This is a genomic window from Actinomadura meyerae, assembly GCF_900188445.1.
GTDB lineage: Bacteria > Actinomycetota > Actinomycetes > Streptosporangiales > Streptosporangiaceae > Spirillospora > Spirillospora meyerae.
The window spans coordinates 1-24066 of the sequence record NZ_FZOR01000001.1 but is presented as its reverse complement, the minus strand read 5'-3'; the positions used below and the strand labels follow the sequence as shown (position 1 = coordinate 24066).

Sequence of the window (24066 nt, the reverse complement as noted above, 5' to 3'; positions counted from 1 at the left end):
GCCCCCCACGCTATCCGACCGGGGACTCCCCCACGGACCGCTCGACCTCGTCGGGGACGTCCGGCCCGGAGCCCCGCCTGTACTGCCGGTGCAGGCCGGTCAGGTAGCGCTCGACGCCCTCGATGACGCGGGCCGTCCGGTAGGAGGGGAAGACGTCGAACCCGTGCTGGGCGCCCTTCATCTCGGCGTAGACGACGGGCGACGCGGAGACCTCCCGGAGCCGTTCGACGAACCGCCGGGCCTCCGCCACGGGGATGAGCGAGTCGCGGCTTCCGTGGATGACGAAGAAGGGCGGCGCGTCCTCGCCGATGTGCGTGACGGGGGACGCGGCGGCGTACACCTCGCGGTTCTCGGCGAACGGCTTCTTGATGACCATCTTCTCCATGAGGCGCGTGGACCCCATGGGGACGGGCCAGGGCCCCGCTTCGAGGAGGTCGTAGACGCCGTAGAACGGGACGGCGCCCCGCACGCTCGTGTCGGCGTCCTCGAAGCCCGGCTGGAACTCGGGCTTGTTCGCGGTCAGCGCCACCAGCGCGGTGAGATGCCCGCCGGCCGAGCCACCGGTCACCCAGAGGAAGTCGGGGTCGGCCCCGTACTCCTCGGCGTGCTCCTTGTACCAGGCGAGGAAGTGCTTCAGGTCGATCAGGTGCTCCGGCCAGGTGGCGCGCGGGCTGAGCCGGTAGTTGACGTTGAAGCCGACCCATCCCTGCAAGGCCATGTGGTTGAGCAGTGGCAGGCCCTGCTCGCGCTTGTCTCCGATGACCCAGGCGCCGCCGTGGATCTGCATGAGGCCGGGACGCAGTTCCCCGTCCGCGGCGTCTTCCGCGGGGCGGTACACGTCCAGCCTGAGGCGGAGCCGCCCCTCCTCGCGGTACGGGATGTTGCGGTCGACCCGCACGCCCTTGCGCGGGATCAGGCACAGCGGCGGGACGACGAGCTGCGCCAGCGGGATGCGAGGCGCGTCCTTCGGGTCGAGGTCGAGCGGCAGGCCGCACTCCCGCAGGGTGATGACCGTACGGCGGGACGCGAGGACGGTGGCCGCGACGCCCGCCATGCCGGCGAGCGCCAGGACGAGGCCCGTCCAGCCCGCCCAGCCGTCCAGTCCGCCGAACGCGGCCACGAGCGAGGTGACGACGGCCCAGGTGACGAGCACATGGGGCGCCAGCTCGATCGTCAGCCAGCCGAGGAAGAAGCCCGGCACGAGGAGCAGGCTGCCGCGCCGGGGCGCGTGCGCGTTGGCCGCCGTCAGCGCGAAGACGATGCCGAGGGCGAGCAGGACGTAGGGCATGGATGGCTCCCTTGGGGGGTGCGTCCTACCGGTAGACCATGCCCGTGCGAGCGCCACCGTACAAGCGCTTGCTTACAATGTGATGCGCGCCACTCCGCCGCGTTCTGTCGGACCCGCGAGGCAGGATGGCGCCATGGGCGGTGACGTGCTCGAACGCTTCTCCCCGGCGACCCGTGCCTGGTTCTCCGGGGCGTTCGCCGCACCCACGCCCGCCCAGGCCGGGGCGTGGGCGTCGATCGCGGGCGGCGACAACACGCTGGTCGTGGCGCCGACGGGGTCCGGCAAGACGCTGGCGGCCTTCCTGTGGTCGCTCGACCGGCTCGCCACCGGGCCCGTCCCCGACGACCGGCTGCGGCGCTGCCGCGTCCTGTACGTGTCGCCGCTGAAGGCCCTCGCCGTCGACGTCGAGCGCAACCTGCGCGCCCCGCTGGCCGGCATCCGGCAGGCGGCGCGGCGCCTCGACCTGCCCGAACCGGCCGTCACGGTCGGGATGCGCTCCGGCGACACCCCGGCCGACGAGCGCCGCCGGCTCGCCGCCAGGCCGCCGGACATCCTGATCACGACGCCGGAGTCGCTGTTCCTGATCCTCACCTCGCGGGCGCGCGAGTCGCTGCGCGGCGTCGAGACCGTCATCGTCGACGAGGTGCACGCCGTGGCGGGCACCAAGCGCGGCGCGCACCTGGCGCTGTCCCTCGAACGCCTCGACGCCCTGCTCGACCGGCCCGCGCAGCGGATCGGCCTGTCGGCGACCGTCCGCCCCGCGGGCGAGGTGGCGGCGTTCCTCGGCGGGCCCCGCCCCGCGGCGGTCGTGCAGCCGCCGTCGGAGAAGGTCTTCGACCTCGACATCGTCGTCCCCGTGGAGGACATGGGCGAGGTCGGCCAGTTCGTCGACGACTCCGGCGCGGCCGACCCCCGCCGGCGCAGCATCTGGCCCCATGTGGAGGACCGCCTCCTCGACCTCATCCAGGCGCACCGCTCGACGCTCGTGTTCGCGAACTCCAGGCGGCTGGCCGAGAGGCTCTGCGGGCGGCTGAACGAACTCGCCTACGAGCGCGCGACGGGCGAGCCCATGCCCGAGGACCACTCCCCCGCCGCGATGATGGCCCAGGCGGGCGCCGCCCGGGGCGCGCCCGTGGAGATCGCCAGGGCGCACCACGGCTCGGTCTCCAAGGAGGAGCGGGCCGGCATCGAGAACGCCCTGAAGGAGGGGCGCCTCCCGGCGGTCGTGGCGACGTCCAGCCTGGAGCTGGGCATCGACATGGGCGCCGTCGACCTGGTCGTCCAGGTGGAGTCGCCGCCGTCGGTGGCCAACGGGCTCCAGCGGGTCGGGCGCGCGGGCCACCAGGTCGGCGCCGTGTCCAAGGGCGTCATCTTCCCCAAGTACCGCGGCGACCTCGTCCAGACGACGGTGGTGGCCGAGCGGATGCGCGGCGGCGAGATCGAGGAGCTGCGCTACCCGCGCAACCCCCTGGACGTCCTCGCGCAGCAGATCGTCGCGATGGTCTCCATGGACGAGTGGTCCGTCGACGACCTCGAATCGCTGGTGCGGCGCGCCGCGCCCTACGCCACGCTGCCGCGCTCGGCGCTGGAGGCGTGCCTCGACATGCTCGCCGGCCGCTACCCCAGCGACGAGTTCGGCGAGCTGCGCCCCCGCCTCGTCTGGGACCGCGTCACCGGCCTCCTGCGCGACCGCCCCGGCGCGCAGCGCCTCGCCGTGACCAGCGGCGGGACGATCCCCGACCGCGGCCTGTTCGGTGTGTTCCTGGTCGGGGAGAAGTCCTCCCGCGTCGGCGAGCTGGACGAGGAGATGGTCTACGAGTCGCGCGTCGGCGACGTGTTCGTCCTCGGCGCCAGCTCGTGGCGCATCGAGGACATCACCCCCGACCGGGTGCTCGTCTCGCCCGCGCCGGGCCAGCCCGGCAAGCTGCCGTTCTGGCACGGCGACACGCTCGGGCGCCCCGCCGAGCTGGGCCGCGCGCTCGGCGCGTTCACCCGCGAGCTGGCCGGCCTGCCCGCCGAGCGGGCGGAGGCGCGCGCCTCCGCCGCCGGGCTGGACGCGTGGGCGTCCGCCAACCTCGTCTCCTACCTGGGCGAGCAGCGCGAGGCCACCGGGCACGTCCCCGACGACCGGACGATGGTCGTCGAGCGGTTCCGCGACGAGCTCGGCGACTGGCGGATGGTCGTCCACTCCCCGCTCGGCGCGCGCGTGCACGCGCCCTGGGCGCTCGCCATAGCGGGCCGCCTGCGCGAGCGGTACGGCGTCGACGCCCAGGCCATGCACGCCGACGACGGCATCGTCATCCGCATCCCCGACATGGACGAGCCGCCCGGCCTCGACCTCGCCGTCTTCGACGCCGACGACGTCGAGCGCGTCGTCGTCGACGAGCTGGGCGGATCGGCCCTGTTCGCGGCGCGGTTCCGCGAGTGCGCCGCGCGGTCGCTGCTGCTGCCGCGCCGCCGGCCGGACAAGCGCATGCCGCTGTGGCAGCAGCGCCAGCGGGCCGCGCAGCTGCTCGCCGTCGCGAGCAAGTACCCGTCGTTCCCGATCGTGCTGGAGACGATGCGCGAGTGCCTGCAGGACGTGTTCGACGTCCCGGGCCTGGTGCAGGTCATGCGCGACCTGTCGGGGCGCAGGGTCCGCATGGTCGAGGTGGAGACGCCAGAGCCGTCGCCCTTCGCCCGCTCGCTGCTGTTCCACTACGTCGGCGCGTTCATGTACGAGGGCGACTCCCCGCTCGCCGAGCGCCGCGCCCAGGCCCTCGCGCTCGACTCGGCGCTGCTCGCCGAGCTGCTCGGCCAGGCCGACCTGCGCGAGCTGCTCGACCCGGACGCGGTCGCCGACACCGAGCGCGAGCTGCAGCGCCTCGTGCCCGACCGCCGCGCCCGCGACCTGGAGGGCGTCGCCGACCTGCTCCGCACCCTCGGCCCCCTCACCACGGCGGAGGTCGCCGACCGCACGCTCCCCGCCGCCGCGGCCGGCCGCCCCGACCCGGCGGACGGCGCGCTCCCGGCGGACGCGGCCGGCCTCCCCGGAGATCCCGCGGCGCCGCCGCCCGCCACGGCGGAGGCGGCCGGATGGCTGGTGGAGCTGGAGGGCACGCGCCGCGCGATCCGGGTGCGGATCGCGGGCGCCGAGCACTGGGCCGCGATCGAGGACGCCGGGCGGCTGCGCGACGCGCTCGGCGCGCCGCTGCCGGTGGGCGTCCCGGAGGCTTTCCTCGAACCGGTGGACGACCCGCTCGGCGACCTGGTGTCGCGGTACGCGCGCACGCACGGGCCGTTCCGCGCGTCCGCGGCCGCCGCCCGCTTCGGGCTGGGCGTCGCCGTGGTCGCCGAGACGCTGCGCCGGCTGGCCGCCGCGGGGCGGGTCGCCGAGGGCGAGTTCCTGCCGGTGGAGGCGGTGGCGGGGCCGCTGACGACCGAGTGGTGCGACGCCGGCGTGCTGCGCATGCTGCGCCGCCGCAGCCTGGCCCGGCTCCGCGCCGAGGTGGAGCCGTCCCCGCCGGAGTCGCTCGGCCGGTTCCTGCCGGTCTGGCACGGCATCGCGGGCGGGTCGCGGCTGCGCGGCATCGACGCGCTCGTCCAGGCGGTCGAGCAGCTGCAGGGCGCGGCCGTCCCGGCGTCGGCGCTGGAGTCGCTGGTCCTGCCGTCCCGCGTCGCCGGGTACACCCCGGCCATGCTGGACGAGCTGACGTCCGCGGGCGAGGTCGTGTGGGCGGGGCAGGGCGGCCTGCCGGGCGGCGACGGCTGGGTGGCGCTCTACCTCGCCGACACCGCGCCGCTGCTCATGCCGGAGCCCGCGGAGATCACCCTCACGCCCGTCCACCAGGCGGTGCTGGACGCCCTCGGCGACGGCGGAGCCCACTTCTTCCGCACCCTGTCCGACCGGGTGAACGCGGAGGTCACCGCGAACGACGCCGACCTCGTCACCGCCGTGTGGGACCTCGTCTGGTCCGGGCACCTCACCAACGACACGATGGCGCCGCTGCGGGCCGCACTCGGGTCCGGGCGCCCCACGCACCGGTCCCGGACGTCGCGGCGCGGCCGGCCCGTGCTGCCGTCGCGGACGGGCCCGCCGACGGTCGCCGGGCGCTGGTGGCCGCTCCCGCGGCGGGAGTCCACCGCGACGCTGCGCTCGCACGCCCTCGCCGAGGCGCTCCTGGAGCGGTACGGCATCGTCATCCGCGGCGCGGTCGCCGCCGAGCGCACGCCCGGCGGCTTCTCCGCCGTCTACCCGGTGCTGCGCGCGTTCGAGGAGACGGGCCGCTGCCGCCGCGGCTACTTCGTCGAGGGCCTCGGCGCCGCCCAGTTCGCCCTGCCGGGCGCGGTCGACCGGCTGCGCGCGCTCCGTCCCGCGTCCGCTCCGCCGGACGACATCTCCGCGCTCTGGGAGACGCCCCGCAAACCCGACGTCCGCGCCCTCGTGCTGGCCGCGGCCGACCCCGCCAACCCGTACGGGGCGGCGCTGCCGTGGCCGGAGCGCGCCGAGGAGGTCGCGAGCGGACACAAGCCGGGCCGCAAGGCGGGCGCGCTGGTCGTGCTGGTCGAGGGGCGCCTCGTCCTCTACGTCGAGCGCGGCGGCCGCACCCTGCTCACCTGGGACGACGACCCGGACGTCCTGCGGCCGGCGGTGGACGCGCTGGCCCTCGCCGTCCGCGAGGGCGCCCTCGGCAGGCTGACCGTCGAGCGCGCCGACGGCGAGTCGATCAACGATTCGCCGCTGGCCGCCGCCCTGGAGTCGGCGGGCTTCCACCCGACCCCGCGGGGGCTGCGCCTGCGCGCCTGATCCCGGAACCGGGGCGCGGCGGTCAGCGGCGCCGCTTGAACATCGCGATCAGGCCGCGCAGGGCGCGCTCGTCCAGGGAGCCGAACGGGTTGTCGTGGACGAGGTAGGTCCAGGTCGCGGAGGGCCGCTTCAGGCCGGCGGAGTCGAGGTCGACGCCGTCCTCGGTGGCGGTGAGGGCCTCGAAGGCGGCGACGGCGCGCGTGCGGGCGTCGCCGAGCAGCCGCTTGCCCGCCGGGACGGCCTCCCGGTTGAACTCCACCAGGGGGTCGAGGCCGCGGCCGAGGGACCGCAGGTGGATGCCCTCGCGCAGGTCGGCGAGGAACGCCAGGTGCTCGGCCCAGCAGCGGTCGAGCTGGTAGAGGACGATCTGGCGGGCGGCGGCGGCCACCGCGGCGGCGCCGGCGATCTTGGTGAGCTCGGCGTGCTTACCGGGCGCGGCCTCGGCCATCGCGCGGTCGGCGGCGTCCCCCTTCAGGACGGCGTCGCGCTCGGCGAGCAGCTCGCGGCGCTGCAGCCCGATGAGGTGGTTGTAGCGCCAGGTGTTGCGGTGCAGTTCGAGGTCGACGCCCTCGGCGACGCGCTGGGCGTGGGCGACGATCCAGTGGGCGCCCTTGTCGGTGATGAGCCCGTCGTCGCGGGACGGGGCCTTGGTCTTCTCGTCGGGGGCGTAGCGGGTGACGAGGTCGTCCTGGAGGCTGGTGAAGAAGACGGAGGCGCCGGGGTCGCCCTGCCGGCCGGCGCGGCCGCGGAGCTGGTCGTCCAGGCGGCTGCTGTGGTAGCGGCCGGTGCCGATGACGAGCAGCCCGCCGGCCTCGGCGACCCGGTCGCGGTCGGTGCCGGCGGCGTCGGCGGGCGCGGTGCCGGGGGCGGCGGTCGGGCTGCCGCCGAGGCGGATGTCGGTGCCGCGGCCCGCCATCTGGGTGGAGACGGTGATCGCGCCGTACCGGCCCGCCTCGGCGATGATCGCGGCCTCCTCGGCGTCGTTCTTGGCGTTCAGCACGACCCGGTCGAGCCCGGCGCGGACGAGGCTGCGGGCGAGCCGCTCGGACTCGGCGACGTCGCCGGTGCCGACCAGCACCGGCCGCCCGGCGGCGTGCGCGGCGGCGATCTCCTCGACGATCGCGACCTCCTTGTCGACGGCGGTCGCGTAGAGGCGGTCGGGCCGGTCCTCGCGGACGCACGGCCGGTTCGGCGGGATGACCGCGATCCGCAGCCCGTAGAACTCGGTGAGCTGCCCGGACACGGCCATCGCGGTGCCGGTCATGCCGCACCGGACGGGGTAGCGCCCGATGAGCTCCTGGACGGTGATCGAGTCGAGGATCTCCCCGCTCGGGGAGGTTTCGAGGGCCTCCTTCGCCTCGACCGCGGCCTGCAGGCCGTCCGGCCAGCGCTGCAGGAGCGCGACCCGGCCGCGCGACTCGCTGATCAGCTTCACCGCGCCGTCCCGGACGATGTAGTCGACGTCGCGGTGCAGCAGGACCTCGGCGTGCAGGGCGACGTTGACGGCGGTGAGGGTGCGCAGGTTCTCGGGGGCGTACAGGTCGAGGCCGAGGACGCGCTCGACCTCGCGCGTCCCCGCGGCGGTGAGCTGGACGTTGCGGGCCTCGTCGTCGGTGGCGTAGTGCAGGCCGGGCCGGAGCCGGCGGGCGAGGTCGGCGTAGCGGGGGTCGGCGGCGTCGAGGTCGGCGGCGCCGGCGAGGACGAGCGGCACCATGGCCTCGTCCACGAGCACCGAGTCGGCCTCGTCGATCAGCGCGACGGACGGCTCGGGGAGCACGGCGTCGGCGGCGTCGGTGACGAGCCGGTCCCGCAGGAGGTCGAACCCGACCTCGCTGACCGGCGCGTACGTCACGTCGGCCCGGTACGCGGCGCGGCGCTCGTCCGGCGTGGACGCCTGGCCGACCCACGCGACGGTGACGCCCAGCATCGCGTAGAGCGGGGCCATCCACTCGGCGTCGCGGCGGGCCAGGTAGTCGTTGACCGACATCGCGTGGACCCGCCGGCCGCGCAGCGCGTACCCGGCGGCGGCGAGGGCGCCGGACAGGGTCTTGCCCTCGCCGGTGGCCATCTCGGCGACGTGCCCGGACAGCAGCGCGAGCGTCCCGATCAGCTGGACGTCGTAGGGCCGCTCCCCGAGCGTCCGGCGGGCGGCCTCCCGGCCGAGGGCGCACAGCTCCGCGAGGTCCTCGGTGTCGCGGAGGGCGGCAGCGGCGGCGGTCAGCTCCGCGTCGGACAGCTCCCGGACCCGCCGCTCGCGGGCCCCCGCCTCCTCCACCACGGCGCGGAAGGGCGCCAGGTCGACGCTGCCCGGCTTCTGGACGAGCCGCCGCAGCCGGTCACGCAGCGCCACGGCGGGCTTCCGGTCGTTCGCTCACGGTTCTCCCAACGGCGGGTCGGGGGCGGTCGTTCCCTTCCATGATCCCAGGGAGATCCCGCCCTCGTACCAGGGTGTTCTCCGCTGTTGGTCTGACCTTGATCTCATTCCTCGGGCGGATCCCCCGGCCCCCTCTCCTCTGGGACCATGGAGGCATCACGGGGTTTGCGGTGGCCGAGGGGAAGCGTCACCGCGGAACGGGGTTTCGCCATGACACCTACGGCTCGCAAGGCCGCCGCGCTGCGGCGCAAGCGCCAGATCATCAGTCAGACCGTCATCGACCGCGCGCTGAACGACCCGCGGCGCCACAAGGAGGCCGCCGTCGCGACGGCGTCCGCCAAGTAGGCCCGGCCGCAGGAACGCCCCCGCCGTCCGGCCGGACGGCGGGGGCGTTCCGCTTCAACGGGACGCCCGGCTTCGCCGGGACGCCGGGCTTCGCCGGGACGCCGGGCTTCGCTAGGACGTCCCGTCCGCCGAGAACACCTCGTCGCGGGCCTGCTGGAGCGCCGCGTGCAGTGCGCCGCGCAGCACCGGGTCGCCCTCGACCTCGGTGACGGCCACCTCGGGGCGGGTCGGGCTGATCCGGCCGACGATCCGCTCGATGCGGGTGGCGAGGGGCCGCCCGCCGGCCCGGCCGAGGCTGCCCGACAGCACGACGAGCCCCGGGTCCAGGACGATGTTGACCGAGGTGACGCCGTAGGAGATGCGGTCGGCGAGCGCGTCCAGGAAGGCGCCGCCGAGGGACTCGTCGGCGGCGGCCGCGCTGACGCAGTCGAACGCGGTGGCCTCGGTGATTCCGTGCTCGTGGGCGAGGGCGCGGACGGCGTCCGCGCCGACCAGCGCCCCGTAGCCGCCGGCGAGCGTGGGGATGCCCCAGGTCGTCGACTCGGTGACGCCCTGCTCGTCGCGCGGGCCGCGGCGGGCGGCGCCGAGCGGCAGCGGCGCGCCGGGCACCGGCAGGTAGCCGATCTCGCCGGCGCCGCCCCACCGGCCGCGGTGCAGCCGGCCGCCGAGCATGACCGACAGGCCCATGCCGCGGTCGAACCACATCAGCGCGAAGTCGTCGGCGTCCCGCGCCGAGCCGTAGGCCCGCTCGGCGATGGCGGCGAGGTTGACGTCGTTCTCTATGGTCACGGGCCGGCGCAGGTCGGTGCGCAGCGCGGCGAGGACGCCCTCGTGCCAGGACGGCAGGTCGAAGGAGAACTGGACGTCGCCCGAGCGCGGGTCGACGACGCCGGGCGTCCCGATGACGAAGGCGCTCAGCTTCGACACCGCGACCTTGGCGGAGCGGCACGCCTTGACGACGGCGTCGTGCACCACCTTCACCGGCTCGTCGGCGCCGTTCGGGTCGACGGTGACCTGGGCGGCGATGTGCCCGGTGATGTCGGCGACGCCGGCGGTGACGCCGTCCGGGCCCACCTCGACGCCGGCGACGTAGGCGCTGGACGGCACGACGGCGTACAGGGCGGCGTTCGGCCCCCGCCCCCCGGCCTGCTCGCCGACGACCGAGACCAGCCCGCGCTCCTCCAGTCTCGACAACAGCTGGGATGCGGTTACCTTCGATAGCCCGGTGTGCTCGCCGATCTGCGCACGGGTCAGCGGGCCCTGCTCGACGAGCAGGTCCAGCGCCGCGCGGTCGTTGAGCTCACGCAGCAGCCTCGGCGTTCCCGGGCGTCTGGCCATGCAGGCCCCCTCGATGTCTCAATCCGCTAACGAGCAGTTTTGTTTAGGAAAGTTTCTTGTTAGTTTACGCCCAAGCGCCGACCGGTCCGGTACCCCGGCCGGGGGCGCGCGCAGTGCGCGGACTGGCGAGCAGGGCGCCCGCGAGCGATGCGAACGCGAGGTGGGCATGGCCAGGACCCTAAAGGGTCCGGGCCGCCTCCCCCGCACGCAGGCCACAAGGCCGCGCGAGGCGACGCCGGAAAGGATCCCCCAGTGAAGTACATCAAGGTTGCGGCCGCGGCGGCCGCGATCGCCCTGGCCGCCACGGCCTGCGGCGGCGACGGAGACGGCGACGAGGCCGGCGCGGGCAAGGACCCGGCCCAGCTCAAGGTCTGGATGATGGGCGAGGGCACGCCCGAGCAGACCAAGTTCCTCGACACCGTCGAGACCGAGTTCAAGCAGAAGCACCCGGACACCGACGTCCAGATCAAGTACGTCCCGTGGCCGCAGGTCGCCACCACCTTCCAGAAGGCGGCGGCGGGCGGCGAGGGCCCGGACGTCACCGAGCTCGGCAACACCGACGTCCAGTCCCACGTCGAGCAGGGCAGCCTGGCCGAGATCACCGACGAGTTCAACGGCTGGGCCGACGGCAAGACGCTGAACAAGACCGCGCTCGAGAACGACACCTCGGACGGCAAGATCTACGCGGTGCCGTGGTACGGCGGCGTCCGCGGCGTCTGGTACCGCACCGACTGGTTCCAGGAGCTCGGCATCCAGCCGCCGAAGAGCTGGGCCGACCTGACCGCGGCGGCCAAGAAGGTCCAGGACGCCAAGAAGGTGCCCGGCATCGGCATCCCGAGCGACCAGACCAACGCGCTGCTCAGCTTCATCTGGGGCAACAACGGCGAGGTCGCGGTCAGCGACGGCAACGGCGGCTGGAAGGGGCAGCTCGACCAGCCCGCGGCGGTCGAGGCCGCCGAGTTCTACTCCGGGCTCGTCGCCACCGAGAAGGTCGCGCCCGAAAAGTACATCGGCAAGAACGAGCTGGAGGGCCCGCAGCGCGACTTCGCGCTCGGCAAGCTCGGCATGTACATCGACGGCAGCTGGGCGCTGAAGGAGATGAAGAAGATCTCCGAGAAGGACGCCGCCAAGTGGGGCGTCTTCCCCATCCCGAGCAAGGCCGGCGGCAACGCGCCGGTCATGGCGGGCGGCTCCGACGTCGCCGTCTGGAAGGACAGCAAGGCCAAGAAGGCGGCGTTCGACTACATCACCGTCCTGAACAACGCCAAGAACGCCAAGGCGTGGGCCGACTACAGCGGCTTCTCCTCCATGCGGTCGGACGTGAAGTTCTCCGACCCCAAGCTGGAGGTCTTCACCGAGATCGCCGGCAACACCAAGTTCCCGCCGATCGGCGCCGGCTGGGCCGAGTTCGAGCAGGCCAAGAAGGTGCTGCCGAACACGATCAAGGCGATCATGCAGGGCAAGAGCGCCGGCGAGGAGATGAAGAAGGCCAACGAGCAGGCCAACACGCTGCTGAACCCGTAGTCCAGGCTGATCGGAACGCCCATGCTCGACACCGCCCCCGCGGTGGGCGCGGCGCCCGGCCGGAGCAGCTCCGGCCGGGCGCGGTCCCGCCGCCGGCCCCGCCTCGGGCCCTACCTGCTGATCGCGCCGACCGTGCTCGTGATCGCCGTCCTGATGTTCTGGCCGATGATCCAGATCGGGATCATGTCGTTCCAGAAGGTCGGCAACCGCCAGCTGCGCGGCGAGCCGGCCGAGCGGGTCGGGACCGAGAACTTCGACAAGATCCTCAATGACCCGTTCTTCTGGCAGACCCTGCGGCACACGGTGCTGTTCGCCGTCGTCGCGGTGAGCCTGACGCTCCTCGCCGGGACGCTCGTGGGCCTGCTGCTCAACAAGCTGGGCAAGAAGATGTCGGGCTTCGTCGCCAGCGGCGTCATGGTCGCCTGGGCGACCCCGCCGGTCACCGCCGCCATCATCTTCAGCTGGCTGTTCGGCACCACCGGCGGCCTGGTCAACTGGTGCCTGGACCTGCTGCCCGACTTCCTGGTGGGCGGCGGCTGGGCCGACCACAACTGGTTCGCCACCCCGCTGTCGACCTACACCGTCCTGACCGTCTGCGTCGTGTGGCAGGCGTGCCCGTTCGTCGCCGTGTCCGTCCTGGCCGGACTGAAGAGCGTGCCCGGCGAGCTGTACGAGGCGGCGCGGGTGGACGGCTCCGGCCCGTGGCGGACGTTCTGGAGCATCACTTACCCGATGCTCAAGCCCATCTTCATGGTGCTGCTCGTCATGTCGATCATCTGGGACTTCAAGGTCTTCACCCAGCTGTTCATCATGTCCGGGCTGGCCAACCGCGACGCGTTCAACCTGTCGCTCTACGCCTACTCCGAGGCGTTCGGCTCGCTGAACCCGAAGCTCGGCATGGGGTCGGCGATCGCGCTCGTGCTCACGTTCATCCTGCTCATCGTCACCGCCCTGTACGTGCGGGTCATGGTCCGACAGGGGGAGACGCGATGAAGTCCTCGCTGCCGCGCAGGATCCTGCTGAACGCGACGGGGCTCCTGGTCTTCGCCATCGCGGTGTTCCCGGTCTTCTGGATGGCCTCCACCGCGTTCAAGCCGAACACCGAGATCTTCAGCACGACGCCGAAACCGCTCCCCGCCCACCCGACGCTGGACCACTTCGACCTGGTGCTGAACGGCGGCATCGCCGAGGTCTCCTTCTGGGAGTACTTCCGCAACAGCGCGGTCCTCGCCCTCGTCACCGTCCTCGCGTCCGCGCTGCTCGCGCTGATGGCGGCGACGGCCGTCGCCCGGTTCCGCTTCCGGTTCCGCACGACCTTCCTGGTCATGCTGCTGGTGGTGCAGATGGTGCCGCTGGAGGCGCTGGTCATCCCGCTGTTCCTCGACCTGAAGCAGCTCGACCTGCTCAACAGCCTCGGCGGGCTCGCGCTCGTCTACATCGGCTTCGCCGTGCCGTTCGCCATCTGGATGCTGCGCGGGTTCGTCGCCGCGGTGCCGCGCGAGCTGGAGGAGGCCGCCGCGATCGACGGCGCCGGCCCGGTCCGGACGTTCTTCACGGTCCTGCTCCCGCTGGTCGCGCCCGGACTCGTGGCGACCAGCATCTTCTCCTTCATCACCGCCTGGAACGAGTTCATCTTCGCCTACACGTTCCTGGAAGACCAGGACAAGTACACCCTGCCGATCATGCTGCAGTTCTTCTTCGGCCGCAGCGGCAACGCCTGGGGGCCCATCATGGCAGCGTCCACGCTGCTCACCATTCCCGTCATCGCCTTCTTCCTGCTCGTCCAGCGCCGCATGGTGTCCGGCCTCACCGCCGGGGCGGTGAAGGGGTGACGACCGACGACATCGCGACCACGGCGGAGATCGCCCGGCTGGCGCGCGGCACGCTGCTCCCGTCGTTCCCCGGGGCGACCGCGCCGCGCTGGCTGCTGGACGAGCTGGAGGGCGGCCTCGCCGGCGTCACGCTCTTCGCCCTCACCGGCAACGTGCCGAGCCCGGAGTCCCTCGCCGCGCTCACCGCGCAGATGCGCAAGGCCGGCGACCCGTTCGTCACGATCGACGAGGAGGGCGGCGACGTCACCCGGCTGGGCGGCCACGCGACCGGCAGCCCCTACCCGGGCAACGCCGCGCTCGGCGCCGTGGACGACCCCGAGCTGACCCGGCGCGTCTACCGCTCCCTCGCCGCCGAGCTGGCCGAGGTCGGCGTGAACGTCAACTTCGCGCCGTCGGTGGACGTCAACACCGCCGACGACAACCCGGTGATCGGGACCCGCTCGTTCGGCTCCGACCCCGAGCTGGTCGCCCGGCACGCCGCCGCGTCCGTCGCGGGTACGCAGGAGGCGGGCGTCGCGGCCTGCGCCAAGCACTTCCCGGGGCACGGCGCGACGGTGGACGACTCGCACCTGTCGGTGCCGCTCGTCGACGCCGACCTGGAGCTGCTGGAGCGCCGCGAGCTGCTCCCGTTCCGGGCGGCGATCGCCGCCGGAACCCGGGCGGTGATGACCGGCCACCTCAACCTGCCGGCGATCACCGCCGGGGCGCCCGCCACGCTGTCGCACGCGGCGATCACCGGGCTGCTCCGCGAGCGCCTCGGCTACCGGGGCGTGATCGTCACCGACGCGCTCGACATGCGGGGGGCGAGCGGGGCGATCGGCATCCCGGAGGCGTCCGTGCGGGCCCTCATCGCGGGCGCCGACCTGCTGTGCCTCGGGCCGAAGGAGGGCGCCGAGACCGTCGAGGCGACCCTCGCCGCGATCGGCGCGGCGGTCCGGGCGGGGCGGCTGCCGGTGGCGCGGCTGGCGGCGGCGGCCGAGCGCACGGCGCGGCTGCGGGACTGGCTCGCCGAGCCGGTCCGGGCGACGGTGGACCGCGCCGCCGGTCTCGCGGCCGCGCGCCGCGCCGTGCGGGTCACGGGAGCGCTCCCAGGCTGGGCCGGGCCACCGCTGGTCGTGCGGACGGAGTCGTCCGGCAACATCGCCGTCGGCCCGACGCCGTGGGGCCTGGACCCCTGGGCGCCCGGCGCCGTCCGCACCGACGGCTCGGACGGGGAGGCGGACCGCGTCCTGGATCGTGCCAAGGGCCGGGGCCTGGTCGTCGTCCTGCGCGACGCGCACCGGCACGCCGCGCAGCGCGCCCTCGCCACGGCGCTGCTGACCGCCCGTCCCGACACGGTCGTCGTCGAGATGGGGCTGCCCGTCTGGCGCCCCGGATCGGCCGCCTACGTCGCCACCTACGGCGCCGCCGCGGCCAACGCGCAGGCCGCCGCCGAACTCCTCGGCCTCGCCGGGGCCGGCTGAGACCCGCGGCGCGCCCGCCGGGCATGGAGCCCGGTTCCGGCGGGCGCGCCGCGCTCCGCACGGCCCCGTGCCCGCCCCGCGCGGACGCCCGTCCCGCACCGGGGCCCGAGTGGTTCGCACGACAAGGGATAATGCGTACATGCGATTGTCCGCCCGGGTCGACTACGCGCTGCGTGCCGCCGCCGAGCTGGCGGTCGCCGGGAGTCACCCGGTGACCGCGGTGCAGCTCGCCGAGGCCCAGCAGATCCCGCCCAAATTCCTCGAGAACATCCTCGGCCAGCTGCGCCGGTCCGGCCTCGTCCGGAGCCAGCGCGGCCCCGAGGGCGGCTACTGGCTGGCGCGGCCCGCCGAGCGGATCTCCCTCGCCGACATCATCCGCGCCATCGACGGGCCCCTGCTCGGCGTCCGGGGCGAGCGCCCCGAGCACGTCGGGTACGAGGGTCCGGCGCGCTCCCTGCAGGAGGTGTGGATCGCGCTGCGCGCCAGCGAGCGCGCCATCCTGGAGCAGGTCACGCTCGCGCACATCGCCGCCGGCGAGCTGCCCGCCCCCGTCCAGAAGCTCACCGAGGACCCGTCCGCCTGGGAGAGCCCCTCGCTGATCTAGGCCATGCCGGAGGGCGACGTCGTCTGGTGGACGGCCCGGCGGTTGCGCGAGGCGCTCGCCGGGCGGGTGCTGACGCGCTCGGACTTCCGCGTCCCCCGGCTCGCCACGGCCGACCTGCGCGGCCGGACGGTCCTGGAGTCGGTCGCGCGGGGCAAGCACCTGCTCACCCGCGTCGAGGGCGGGCTCACCGTGCACACGCACCTGCTGATGGACGGGCGCTGGCAGGTCCGCCGCGCCGGGCCGCCGCCGCGCGACCACCGGGTCCGGCTGGTGCTGGCGAACGCGCAGTGGCAGGCCGTCGGCTACTCGCTCGGGCTGGTGGAGCTGCTGCGCACCGCCGAGGAAGGCGCCGCCGTGGGCCATCTCGGGCCCGATCTGCTCGACCCGGCCTGGGGCCCGGAACTCGCCGCGGAGGCCGTGGCGCGGCTCGGCGAGCAGCCCGAGCGGCCCGTCGGCGACGCGCTGCTCGACCAGACGCGGCTCGCCGGGATCGGCAACGTCTACAAGGCCGAGGTCCTGTTCCTCAGGGGCGTCGCCCCGTGGACCCCGATACGGGACGTCCCCGACCTCGGAGCGCTCGTGGAGCTGTCTCACCGGCTCCTGGACGCCAACAAGGAGCGGCACGGCCACATCACGACCGGCGACCGGGGCCGCGGGCGCGAGCACTGGGTGTACGGGCGCGCCGGGCGCCCCTGCCGGCGCTGCGGGACGCGGATCGAGCGCGCGGAGCAGGCCGGGGAGCGGGTCACGTTCTGGTGCCCGCACTGCCAGCCCGCCGCGGACCGGCGCTAGCGGCCGGCGCGATGGGACGGGCGGGCGTCGGCGCCCGCCCAGAGCCCGGGCTCCGGGCGGGTCGCCGCGTGGCCGGGTCGCCGGATCCTGCGCCCGTGGAAAGATCTTCGGTCCGCGATCGTTCCAAGTCAATTCTCGGGTTTTCTTAGCTGCTCCCCAGTTCTAACTTGGGCATATGACCCTGGACGACCTCCGCGTGTTCACCGCCGTCTGCGCCGCCGGCAACCTCAGCGCGGTGGCGCGCGACCTGTCGTGCAGCCAGTCGGCCGTCAGCCAGCACGTGAAGCGGCTGGAGCGGGAGACCGGGCTGGTCCTGCTGGAGCGGCGGCCGCGCGGCGTGGTGCCGACCCGCGCCGGGCGCATCCTGCACCGGGCGGCGACCGACGGCCTGGCGGGGCTGGACGCCGCGCTGCGGCACCTCGACGACCTGCGCCGCGGCGTCGGCGGCACCGTCCGGGTCGCGACGGGCGCCACGACCGTCCGGCACTTCATGGCCGCGGGCGTGGCGGAGTTCCGCGCGCGGCACCCCGAGGCGGCGCTGCAGTTCGAGACCGCGGGGTCCAGCCGCCGCTGCCTGGAGGCGGTCCGGTCGCACACGGCGGACCTGGCCTGGGTGACGATCGGCCCGGCGCTGAAGGGCGTCGAGCAGCGCGCCTCCTGCGAGCTGCCGTGGATGCTCGCCGTCCACGCGGGCGACCCGCTCGCGGAGCGGGCGTCGATCGCGCTCGGCGACCTGGCGGGGATCCGGTACATCGAGCTGCCCGCGCACTCGACCTCGCGCGTCCACCTGGAGATGCACCTCGAACGGCACGGCGTCCGGCTGGCCTCCACCACGAGCGTCGCCGACTGGGACACCGCGCTGCTGCTCGCCGAACTGGGGCTGGGCCACGCGATCCTGCCCGCGCTGCCGGGCTGGGGGCGGGGCACCGGGGACGTCCGGCTCATCCCGGTCCCGGACCTGCCGCCGCTCGCCGCCGGCTGGGCCGCGCGGAGCTGGGACGCCCTGAGCCCGCTCGCGATCGAGTTCGCCGACACCGTCCTGTCCCACCTGAGCGACACTGCCCGCCTGACTGACGGCAGGTGACCGGAGCGTCCCGCGGGCCCGCCCGCGGCCGGACATGGACCGGACATGGAAAGGCCCCGGCACCCGCCGGGAAGGCGGATGCCGGGGCCGATGCGCCCGGGTCCGGTTCACGCCGGGATCGCGGCGGCGCGACCTCGGACCGGTCGCCGTTCCATCATGTCGCCGTTCGATCGTGTCGGTGCGTCAGGTCTGGGCCTGGAACATCCAGTGCTGCTTCTCCAGCTCCGCGGTGATGCCGATGAGCAGGTCCTGGGTGACCTGGTCCGCTTCGTCGGTCGCGGCGATGCGCTCCCGGAAACGCGCGATGATCTGCGCCAGCGTGTCGGTGATGGCGGCGACGACCTTGTCGTCGTCCAGGTACCCGGCCTCCAGCTGGGGCAGCTGGGTGCGGTCGGCGACCGTCCGGGCGCGGCCGTCGGGGTTCACCCCGACCGCCACGGCGCGCTCGGCCAGATCGTCCTGGCCGGTCCGCGCGAGGGCGACCACCTCGTCCAGGTGCTCGTGGACGACCTTGAAGTTTCGCCCGGTCAGGTTCCAGTGCGCCTGCTTGGCCACCAGAGCCAGATCGATGAGGTCGACGAGAGAACCCTGCAGGGCCTCCCCCACGACCTTGACGGCCTCGTCCGGGAGCGGGCTCTTGACCCTCGCCATGGATCGGGCTCCTTCCGCGTCGTTACGGTCATGCGCTACAACACGGAGAGATCCCCTGTAATGCCGGGTTCATGCGTGAGGCCGCGCACACCCGCGGCCCCGGGTCGGGCATGAACGCCGCCGGCCGGGTCAGGCCGCGACCATGTCGGCGCGGAACTCCCCGGTGATCTCCTCCGGCGTCTCCGGAATGCTCTCGGCCGCGATGCGCTCGTGCTCCGGCGCGCCCGCCATGACGGGCTCGTGCTGCAGCTCGGCGAGAGCGAGCTGGTCCGCGACCTCGCGGAGCACGTGTGACAGCGGGACGCCGAGTGCCTTGCAGATCGAGGAGAGCAGCTCCGAGGAGGCTTCCTTCTGACCCCGCTCGACCTCGGAGAGATAGCCGAGTGACACCCGCGCCGCCGCGGACACCTCACGGAGGGTGCGTCCCTGGCGCAGCCGCAGCTGCCGCAGTACGTCACCGAGCAGCTGGCGAAGCAGGACCATCGTCTCGCTCCCTCCCTCAGTTCGGACCATCTGCCGGTTCCACCGTACCCGCCTTGACGGCGGCCATGGCAGACCGTTGATTTCGTGTTCGCTCGGAACGTAACGCTGTAATCAGTCCCGGTCTTCCCGATCTGCCTGAGCCTCCTCGCTCTCCTCCCCGGCGTCAAGTCCCAGCAGCACACGTCTCAGCAGCTCAAGGGCATGGACGACGGTCATCCGCCGGATCACCCCGCGGGTCTCGCGCCCGGGGCCGGGTACGGGGAGTCTCGGGCCGGCCACGGTTCGCGAATCGCCGGGTCCGGCCACGGCGGCGTAGACCGTTCCCACCGGGCGGCCGTCCTGGGGCTCGGGACCCGCGACACCGGTCACCGCGAGCCCGTAGGTCGCGCCGAGCGCGTCGCGCACGCCCGCGGCCATCGCGGCGGCCACGTCCGGGTGGACGGCGCCGTGCGCGGCGAGCAGCTCCGCGGGGACGCCGAGCAGCCGGTGCTTCGCCTCCGTCGCGTAGGTCACCATGCCGCCCGCGAAGGTGGCGGACGAGCCGGGCATCTCGGTCAGCTCCGCACCGAGGAGGCCGCCGGTCAGCGACTCCGCGGCGGCGACGGTGGCGCCGCGCTCGGCGAGCAGCCGGTGGACGACCCGGTCGAGCGTCTCGTCCTCGGCCCCGTAGACCGCGTCGCCGAGCAGGTCGCGGACGCGGGCCTCCACGCCCGCGAGCCGGCCCGCGGCGTCCGGGCCCGCCACGGTGATCCGGATCCGCACCTCCGCCGGGCCCGGCAGGTAGGCCAGCCGCACCCCGTCCATCGCCTCGACCTCGGCGAGCCGCGTCGCGACGACCGACTCCCAGAGCCGGGCGGTGCGCAGCGTGCGGCGCGCGACGGCGGGCAGGCCCGCGGTCCGGGCGAGCTCCGGCAGCACGACCTCGTCCATGATCGTGTGCATCTCGAAGGGGACGCCGGGCAGCGCGTAGACGACGCCGCCGGGCAGCTCGACGCGCAGGCCGGGCGCCGAGCCCGCCGAGTTGGCGAGCAGGCCCGCGCCCTTCGGGACGTCGGCCATCCGCAGCGCCATCGGACGCAGCTCGCGGCCGGCGCGGGCGGTCCGGGCGCGCAGCCGCGCCTCCAGCTCCGGGTCGCGGACGAGCGGCACCCCGGCCGCCGCGGCGAGCGCGTCCCGGGTGAGGTCGTCGGAGGTGGGGCCGAGACCGCCGGTGGTGATCACCGCGTCGGCCCGGCCGAGCGCCGCCTCGACCGCCGCGACGATCACCTCGAGGTCGTCGCCGACGACGACGCTGCGGGTCACCTCGACGCCGTGGTCGGCGAGCCGCCGGCCCAGCCAGGCCGCGTTGCCGTTGACCGTGTCGCCGAGGAGCAGCTCGTCCCCGACGGTGAGAAGTTCGACTCGCATGGCGCCCCCATCCCTCCCGGCGGCCGCCCGATCTGCGGCCGCGGGCGAGTCGAATCTACCGGCGCGGACCGCGCGACGACCCCGGGGCGCCGCCGGTTCACCGCGGGAAACGGCCGAATGAGGACGCGAGCGCCAAGTCCCCGTTCCACCGTTCCAACCGGCCCATCCCTTTTCCGTCGCGGCGCGAAAGGAACGGCCGCGCTTTGGCCGCCGTTCCGCGAGCCGCCGCGTCACGGCGCGCGGCCGCGGCGGGCACCTGGGCGCGCATCGTCGCCGCACGTCAAAGCCCCGGCAACCCGACAAATCGGAGATGCGCAGGTCACATTGTGAGTCAAAACTCATTTGATCGATTCGTCCCGCCGGGCGCGGACGGGGATAATCACATCGCGTGGCGCCCGCGCGAACGGGGCCGCGGGACCACGACCGGGGTGGGCGTGGCCTCGCGGCCCCATCAGCGCGGGCGCCACTACCGCGCCAGGCTGCGCAGCACGGCGCCGCAGCGGCGGGCGTACCCGCGCTGGAACGCCGCGACGAGCGGTCCCGCCAGCCGCGCCGGCGCCGTCGCGGGACGGCTGAACAGGGTGACCGTCAGCCACACGTCGTCCTCCTCGTCCCGGTGCACGACGAACGACTCCTCCCCTGCCAGCGGATGCCCCGGCAGCGTCCCGTACGCCCAGCCGGCGTAGCGCTCCTCCTCCCGCGTCCACACGATCCGGCACGGCGCGACGAGCCGCAGCGGGCCGGCGCCGAGCCGGACGGCGACGCTCACCCCGGGCGCCGCGCGCCGCGCGGAGGCGTCCACCCGGGCGGGGAGCGCCCGGTGCATCCAGAACTCCATGAGCGCGTCGGAGGCGTTCCGGAACGCCTCCGCGCCGTGGCCGACCGGCACGCGCTCGCGCATGTGCCGGTACCCCGGCGGCCGTCCGGCGTCCCGCGTCGCGCCCACCTCGGCGTACGTGAAGTCCTGCGCCGCCACGGCCCTCCATCCCCAAGCTGACGAATCGCCGTCAAGTATCGCCGCTTCCACTGGTCGGCGCGGGTGCCGGGGACGTACCGTCCCGCACATGACCGCCATCGTGGCCGCACTGAACGTCTTCCCCATCAAGAGCGCGGGCGGCGTCGCGCTCGCCGAGGCCGAACTGACGCCGGACGGGCTGCGGCACGACCGCGAGTTCATGCTGGTCCGCCCGGACGGGCGGCACCTGTCGCAGCGCGAGCTCCCCGGACTCGCCCTGCTGCGCCCCGGCTTCGACGGCGTCAAGCTCACCGTCTCCGGCCCGATGGCGGACGCGCCGCTGGTGTTCGAGGTGATGGACGGCCCCGCGCTCGACGTCACCGTGCACAGGCGCCCGTGCCAGGGCGTCGACCAGGGCGACGACGCGGCCCGCTGGTTCTCGGCCGCGCTCGGCGCCCCGTGCCGCCTCGTCCGGTTCACCGGCACGCGCCCCACGCAGCTCGGCGGCGGGACGCTCACGTACGCCGACGGCTATCCGGTCTCGGTGCTGTCCGAGGAGTCGCTGGACGACCTCAACCGGCGGGCCGGGGACGCGCTGCCGATGTCCCGGTTCCGGCCCAACATCGTCCTGCGCGGCCTCGGCCCGTACGGGGAGGACGCCGCCACCCGGCTGCGCTGCGGCGCGGCCGAGATCGAGCTGGTCCGGCCGACCGGCCGCTGCGCGATCGTCAACATCGACCAGGAGACCGCCGAGCGGGCGCCCGGACCGCTCCGGGCCCTCGGCCGCTACCGCACCGCCCGGTTCGGCGGCGTCCGCGAGATCATGTTCGGGCGGCTCGGCGTCCCCCGCGCGATGGGCGTCCTGCAGGTCGGCGACGAACTGGCCGTCTCCTAGCGGCCGGGAGCCCTGCGCTCGGGAGCCCCGCGCTCAGGAGCCCTGCGGTCCGGAGCCCTCTGGCGCGCGGCGCAGCCGCCACGCCCGGACCAGGTAGTCGGCGCCGGTGACGACGGTGACCGCGAGGGCGGCGCCCATCGCGACCCACCGCACGTAGTCGAGCGGGCCGGGCAGGATGTAGAAGCCGATGGCGATGACCTGGAGCATCGTCTTCAGCTTCCCGCCCTTGCTGGCGGGGATCACCCCGTACCGGATCACGACGAAGCGCAGCACCGTGATGCCGATCTCGCGGACCATGATGGCGGCCGTCACCCACCACCACAGCTCCCCCATCGCCGACAGGCTGACCAGCGCGGCGCCGGTGAGCGCCTTGTCGGCGATCGGGTCGGCGATCTTGCCGAAGTCGGTGACCAGGCCGCGGGCCCGCGCGATGTCGCCGTCGATCTTGTCGGTGACCGAGGCGGCGGCGAACACCGCGAACGCGGCGAGCCGCCAGCCGGTGCCGTCCAGGAACAGCAGCCACACGAACAGCGGGACGAGCGCGATCCGGACCATCGTCAGCGCGTTGGCGATGTTCCAGACGCCCGCCTGCGGCGGGTCGGGGGCGCCCGCGACCGGTTCCGTGGCCCCGGCGATCATGCGATGTCCGCGATCAGGTCCACGCCGTCGCTGCCGATGACGCGCGCCTCCACGATCTCGCCGAGCGCGAGGCCCTCGCCGCGCACGAGGACCGTCCCGTCGACCTCCGGCGCCTGGTGCTCGGCGCGGCCCTCGAACCCGCCGCCGTCGGCCTTCTCCTCCAGCAGGACGCGGACCCGCGAGCCGATCCGGTCCTCGGCGCGCTGCGCCGTCAGCTCGTCGGCCAGCTCCGACAGCTCCTCGACGCGGCGGGCGACCTCGTCCTCGTCGAGCTTGCCGTCCAGGCCGGCGGCCTCCGTGCCGTCCTCGTCGGAGTAGCCGAACACGCCGACCGCGTCCAGGCGCGCGGCGGACAGGAACTCGGCGAGCTCCTCGAAGTCGTCCTCGGTCTCGCCGGGGAAGCCGACGATGAAGTTGGACCGCACGCCCGCCTCCGGGGCCAGCTCGCGGATCTGGGCGAGCAGCCCGAGGAACCGCTCCCGGTCGCCGAACCGCTTCATCGACCGCAGCACCGGGCCGCTCGCGTGCTGGAACGACATGTCGAAGTAGGGCGCGACGCCGGGCGTCCCGCAGATCGCCTCGATGAGCCCGGGACGGGTCTCGGCGGGCTGCAAGTAGCTGACCCGCACCCGCTCGATGCCGTCCACGGCGACGAGGCCGGGCAGCAGCTTCTCCAGCGCGCGCAGGTCGCCGAGGTCCTTGCCGTAGGACGTCGAGTTCTCGCTGACGAGGACCAGCTCGCGGACGCCGTGCCCGGCGAGCCAGCGCGCCTCCTCCAGCACCTCCGCCGGCGGCCGCGAGACGTACGCGCCGCGGAACGCGGGGATCGCGCAGAACGTGCAGCGCCGGTCGCAGCCGGACGCCAGCTTCAGCGGCGCCACCGGGCCGCCGCCGAGCCGCCGCCGCAGCACCCGGGGGCCGGACGCGGGCGCCACCCCGTCCGGCAGGTCGGCGGGCGCGCCGTGCCCCGGGACCGCCACCGCGGACGCGGGCCGCTCCACCGGGCTGATCGGCAGCAGCGTCCGCCGGTCGCGCGGGGTGTGCGCGTCGTGCCGGCGGCCCGCCACGACGTCGTCGAGGCGCTCCCCGATGTCGGCGTAGTCGTCGAACCCGAGGACGGCGTCGGCCTCCGGCAGGGCCTCCGCCAGCTCCCTGCCGTAGCGCTCGGCCATGCACCCGGCCGCCACGACCTTGGCGCCGGAGTCGTGCGCGGCGAGCAGCGTGTCGATGGAGTCCTTCTTCGCGGCCTCGATGAACCCGCAGGTGTTGACGACGACCACGTCCGCGCCGTCGGCGCCCTCGGTCAGGTCCCAGCCCGCGTCCTCGATGCGCGCGGCGAGCTCCTCGGAATCGACCTCGTTGCGGGCGCAGCCGAGCGTGATGAGCGAGACCTTGCGACGAGTGGACATGCCCCTAAAGGTAATGGGCGCGGGCGGCTTCGCGCGCCAGCGGGGTGCGGGCGCGGCGCCGTGCCCGAGGTCAGGCGTGCCGGTGGGCAGGGCGAGCTCGGGGATGCTCTTATGGATGTCAAGCGGCGAGTCTAAGATCGTTTGTGGTGATGATCTGGTAGAGCTCGCGGGCGACGTAGCGTTTGAGGCATCGGATG

At 74.3% G+C, this 24066-nt stretch carries 19 protein-coding genes; 10 read left to right on the top strand and 9 right to left on the bottom strand.

The window, feature by feature from the left end; all coding sequences use genetic code 11:
* Positions 1 to 10: 10 nt before the first annotated feature.
* Entirely contained in the window at positions 11 to 1288 is a 1278-nt protein-coding gene (locus CHF16_RS00090) for an alpha/beta hydrolase (protein ID WP_089323783.1), read from the bottom strand.
* A 133-nt stretch (positions 1289 to 1421) separates the two neighbouring features.
* Here CHF16_RS00090 and CHF16_RS00085 point away from each other — a divergent pair, with 133 nt between their 5' ends.
* A complete protein-coding gene (locus tag CHF16_RS00085) occupies positions 1422 to 6074 on the top strand; it encodes an Lhr family helicase (RefSeq protein ID WP_089323782.1) in 4653 nt (1550 codons plus the stop codon).
* Positions 6075 to 6096: 22 nt separating this feature from the next.
* Here CHF16_RS00085 and secA2 read toward each other — a convergent pair whose 3' ends face one another.
* Entirely contained in the window at positions 6097 to 8418 is a 2322-nt protein-coding gene (gene secA2 / locus CHF16_RS00080; protein ID WP_089324251.1) for an accessory Sec system translocase SecA2, read from the bottom strand.
* Positions 8419 to 8658: 240 nt separating this feature from the next.
* Between secA2 and CHF16_RS41790 the strand changes: the two genes are divergently transcribed.
* Positions 8659 to 8793, top strand: a complete 135-nt coding sequence (locus CHF16_RS41790; protein WP_281259289.1) for a hypothetical protein — start codon at positions 8659 to 8661, stop codon at positions 8791 to 8793.
* A gap of 111 nt (positions 8794 to 8904) precedes the next feature.
* Here the strand turns inward: CHF16_RS41790 and CHF16_RS00075 are convergent, their stop codons facing one another.
* Positions 8905 to 10131, bottom strand: a complete 1227-nt coding sequence (locus CHF16_RS00075) for an ROK family transcriptional regulator (RefSeq protein WP_089323781.1) — start codon at positions 10129 to 10131, stop codon at positions 8905 to 8907.
* A gap of 252 nt (positions 10132 to 10383) precedes the next feature.
* Here CHF16_RS00075 and CHF16_RS00070 point away from each other — a divergent pair, with 252 nt between their 5' ends.
* The 7 genes from CHF16_RS00070 to CHF16_RS00040 all read left to right on the top strand — a co-directional run bounded on the left by CHF16_RS00070 (position 10384) and on the right by CHF16_RS00040 (position 17430).
* Entirely contained in the window at positions 10384 to 11655 is a 1272-nt protein-coding gene (locus CHF16_RS00070; protein WP_089323780.1) for an extracellular solute-binding protein, read from the top strand.
* Positions 11656 to 11676: 21 nt separating this feature from the next.
* Positions 11677 to 12648, top strand: coding sequence for a carbohydrate ABC transporter permease (locus CHF16_RS00065; protein WP_089323779.1), 972 nt, complete (start codon positions 11677 to 11679; stop codon positions 12646 to 12648).
* Positions 12645 to 13487 carry a carbohydrate ABC transporter permease gene (locus CHF16_RS00060; RefSeq protein ID WP_179271323.1) on the top strand — a complete coding sequence of 281 codons (843 nt, stop codon included), beginning with the start codon at positions 12645 to 12647 and terminating at the stop codon, positions 13485 to 13487. The genes CHF16_RS00065 and CHF16_RS00060 overlap by 4 nt, the downstream gene beginning before the upstream one ends.
* Complete coding sequence (locus CHF16_RS00055) at positions 13484 to 14950, top strand: glycoside hydrolase family 3 protein (RefSeq protein WP_245868102.1); 1467 nt, start codon at positions 13484 to 13486, stop codon at positions 14948 to 14950. Before CHF16_RS00060 ends, CHF16_RS00055 begins: the two co-directional genes overlap by 4 nt.
* Positions 14951 to 15089: 139 nt before the next feature.
* Complete coding sequence (locus CHF16_RS00050) at positions 15090 to 15554, top strand: RrF2 family transcriptional regulator (protein ID WP_089323778.1); 465 nt, start codon at positions 15090 to 15092, stop codon at positions 15552 to 15554.
* Between the two features lie 3 nt (positions 15555 to 15557).
* The gene (locus CHF16_RS00045) at positions 15558 to 16346 is read left to right on the top strand and encodes a DNA-formamidopyrimidine glycosylase family protein (RefSeq protein ID WP_089323777.1); all 789 of its coding nucleotides are present in this window, start codon (positions 15558 to 15560) and stop codon (positions 16344 to 16346) included.
* A gap of 175 nt (positions 16347 to 16521) precedes the next feature.
* On the top strand, positions 16522 to 17430 hold the full coding sequence (locus CHF16_RS00040) for a LysR family transcriptional regulator (protein WP_089323776.1): 909 nt from the start codon (positions 16522 to 16524) through the stop codon (positions 17428 to 17430).
* A gap of 183 nt (positions 17431 to 17613) precedes the next feature.
* Here the strand turns inward: CHF16_RS00040 and CHF16_RS00035 are convergent, their stop codons facing one another.
* The 4 genes from CHF16_RS00035 to CHF16_RS00020 form a co-directional block, all read right to left on the bottom strand.
* The gene (locus CHF16_RS00035) at positions 17614 to 18081 is read right to left on the bottom strand and encodes a Dps family protein (protein ID WP_089323775.1); all 468 of its coding nucleotides are present in this window, start codon (positions 18079 to 18081) and stop codon (positions 17614 to 17616) included.
* A 129-nt stretch (positions 18082 to 18210) separates the two neighbouring features.
* On the bottom strand, positions 18211 to 18564 hold the full coding sequence (locus CHF16_RS00030) for a helix-turn-helix domain-containing protein (protein WP_089323774.1): 354 nt from the start codon (positions 18562 to 18564) through the stop codon (positions 18211 to 18213).
* 111 nt (positions 18565 to 18675) lie between these two features.
* Complete coding sequence (locus CHF16_RS00025; protein ID WP_089323773.1) at positions 18676 to 19971, bottom strand: CinA family nicotinamide mononucleotide deamidase-related protein; 1296 nt, start codon at positions 19969 to 19971, stop codon at positions 18676 to 18678.
* A gap of 466 nt (positions 19972 to 20437) precedes the next feature.
* Positions 20438 to 20947, bottom strand: coding sequence for a DUF1990 domain-containing protein (locus tag CHF16_RS00020; RefSeq protein WP_245868101.1), 510 nt, complete (start codon positions 20945 to 20947; stop codon positions 20438 to 20440).
* Between the two features lie 88 nt (positions 20948 to 21035).
* Here CHF16_RS00020 and CHF16_RS00015 point away from each other — a divergent pair, with 88 nt between their 5' ends.
* Positions 21036 to 21821, top strand: coding sequence for an MOSC domain-containing protein (locus tag CHF16_RS00015; RefSeq protein WP_089323771.1), 786 nt, complete (start codon positions 21036 to 21038; stop codon positions 21819 to 21821).
* Positions 21822 to 21854: 33 nt separating this feature from the next.
* Here CHF16_RS00015 and CHF16_RS00010 read toward each other — a convergent pair whose 3' ends face one another.
* Together CHF16_RS00010 and rimO are read right to left on the bottom strand one after the other, a co-directional pair.
* Positions 21855 to 22460: a CDP-alcohol phosphatidyltransferase family protein gene (locus CHF16_RS00010; RefSeq protein ID WP_089323770.1), complete on the bottom strand. Its 606-nt coding sequence runs from the start codon at positions 22458 to 22460 to the stop codon at positions 21855 to 21857.
* The gene (gene rimO, locus CHF16_RS00005) at positions 22457 to 23869 is read right to left on the bottom strand and encodes a 30S ribosomal protein S12 methylthiotransferase RimO (RefSeq protein WP_089323769.1); all 1413 of its coding nucleotides are present in this window, start codon (positions 23867 to 23869) and stop codon (positions 22457 to 22459) included. The genes CHF16_RS00010 and rimO overlap by 4 nt, the downstream gene beginning before the upstream one ends.
* Between the last annotated feature and the right edge of the window lie 197 nt (positions 23870 to 24066).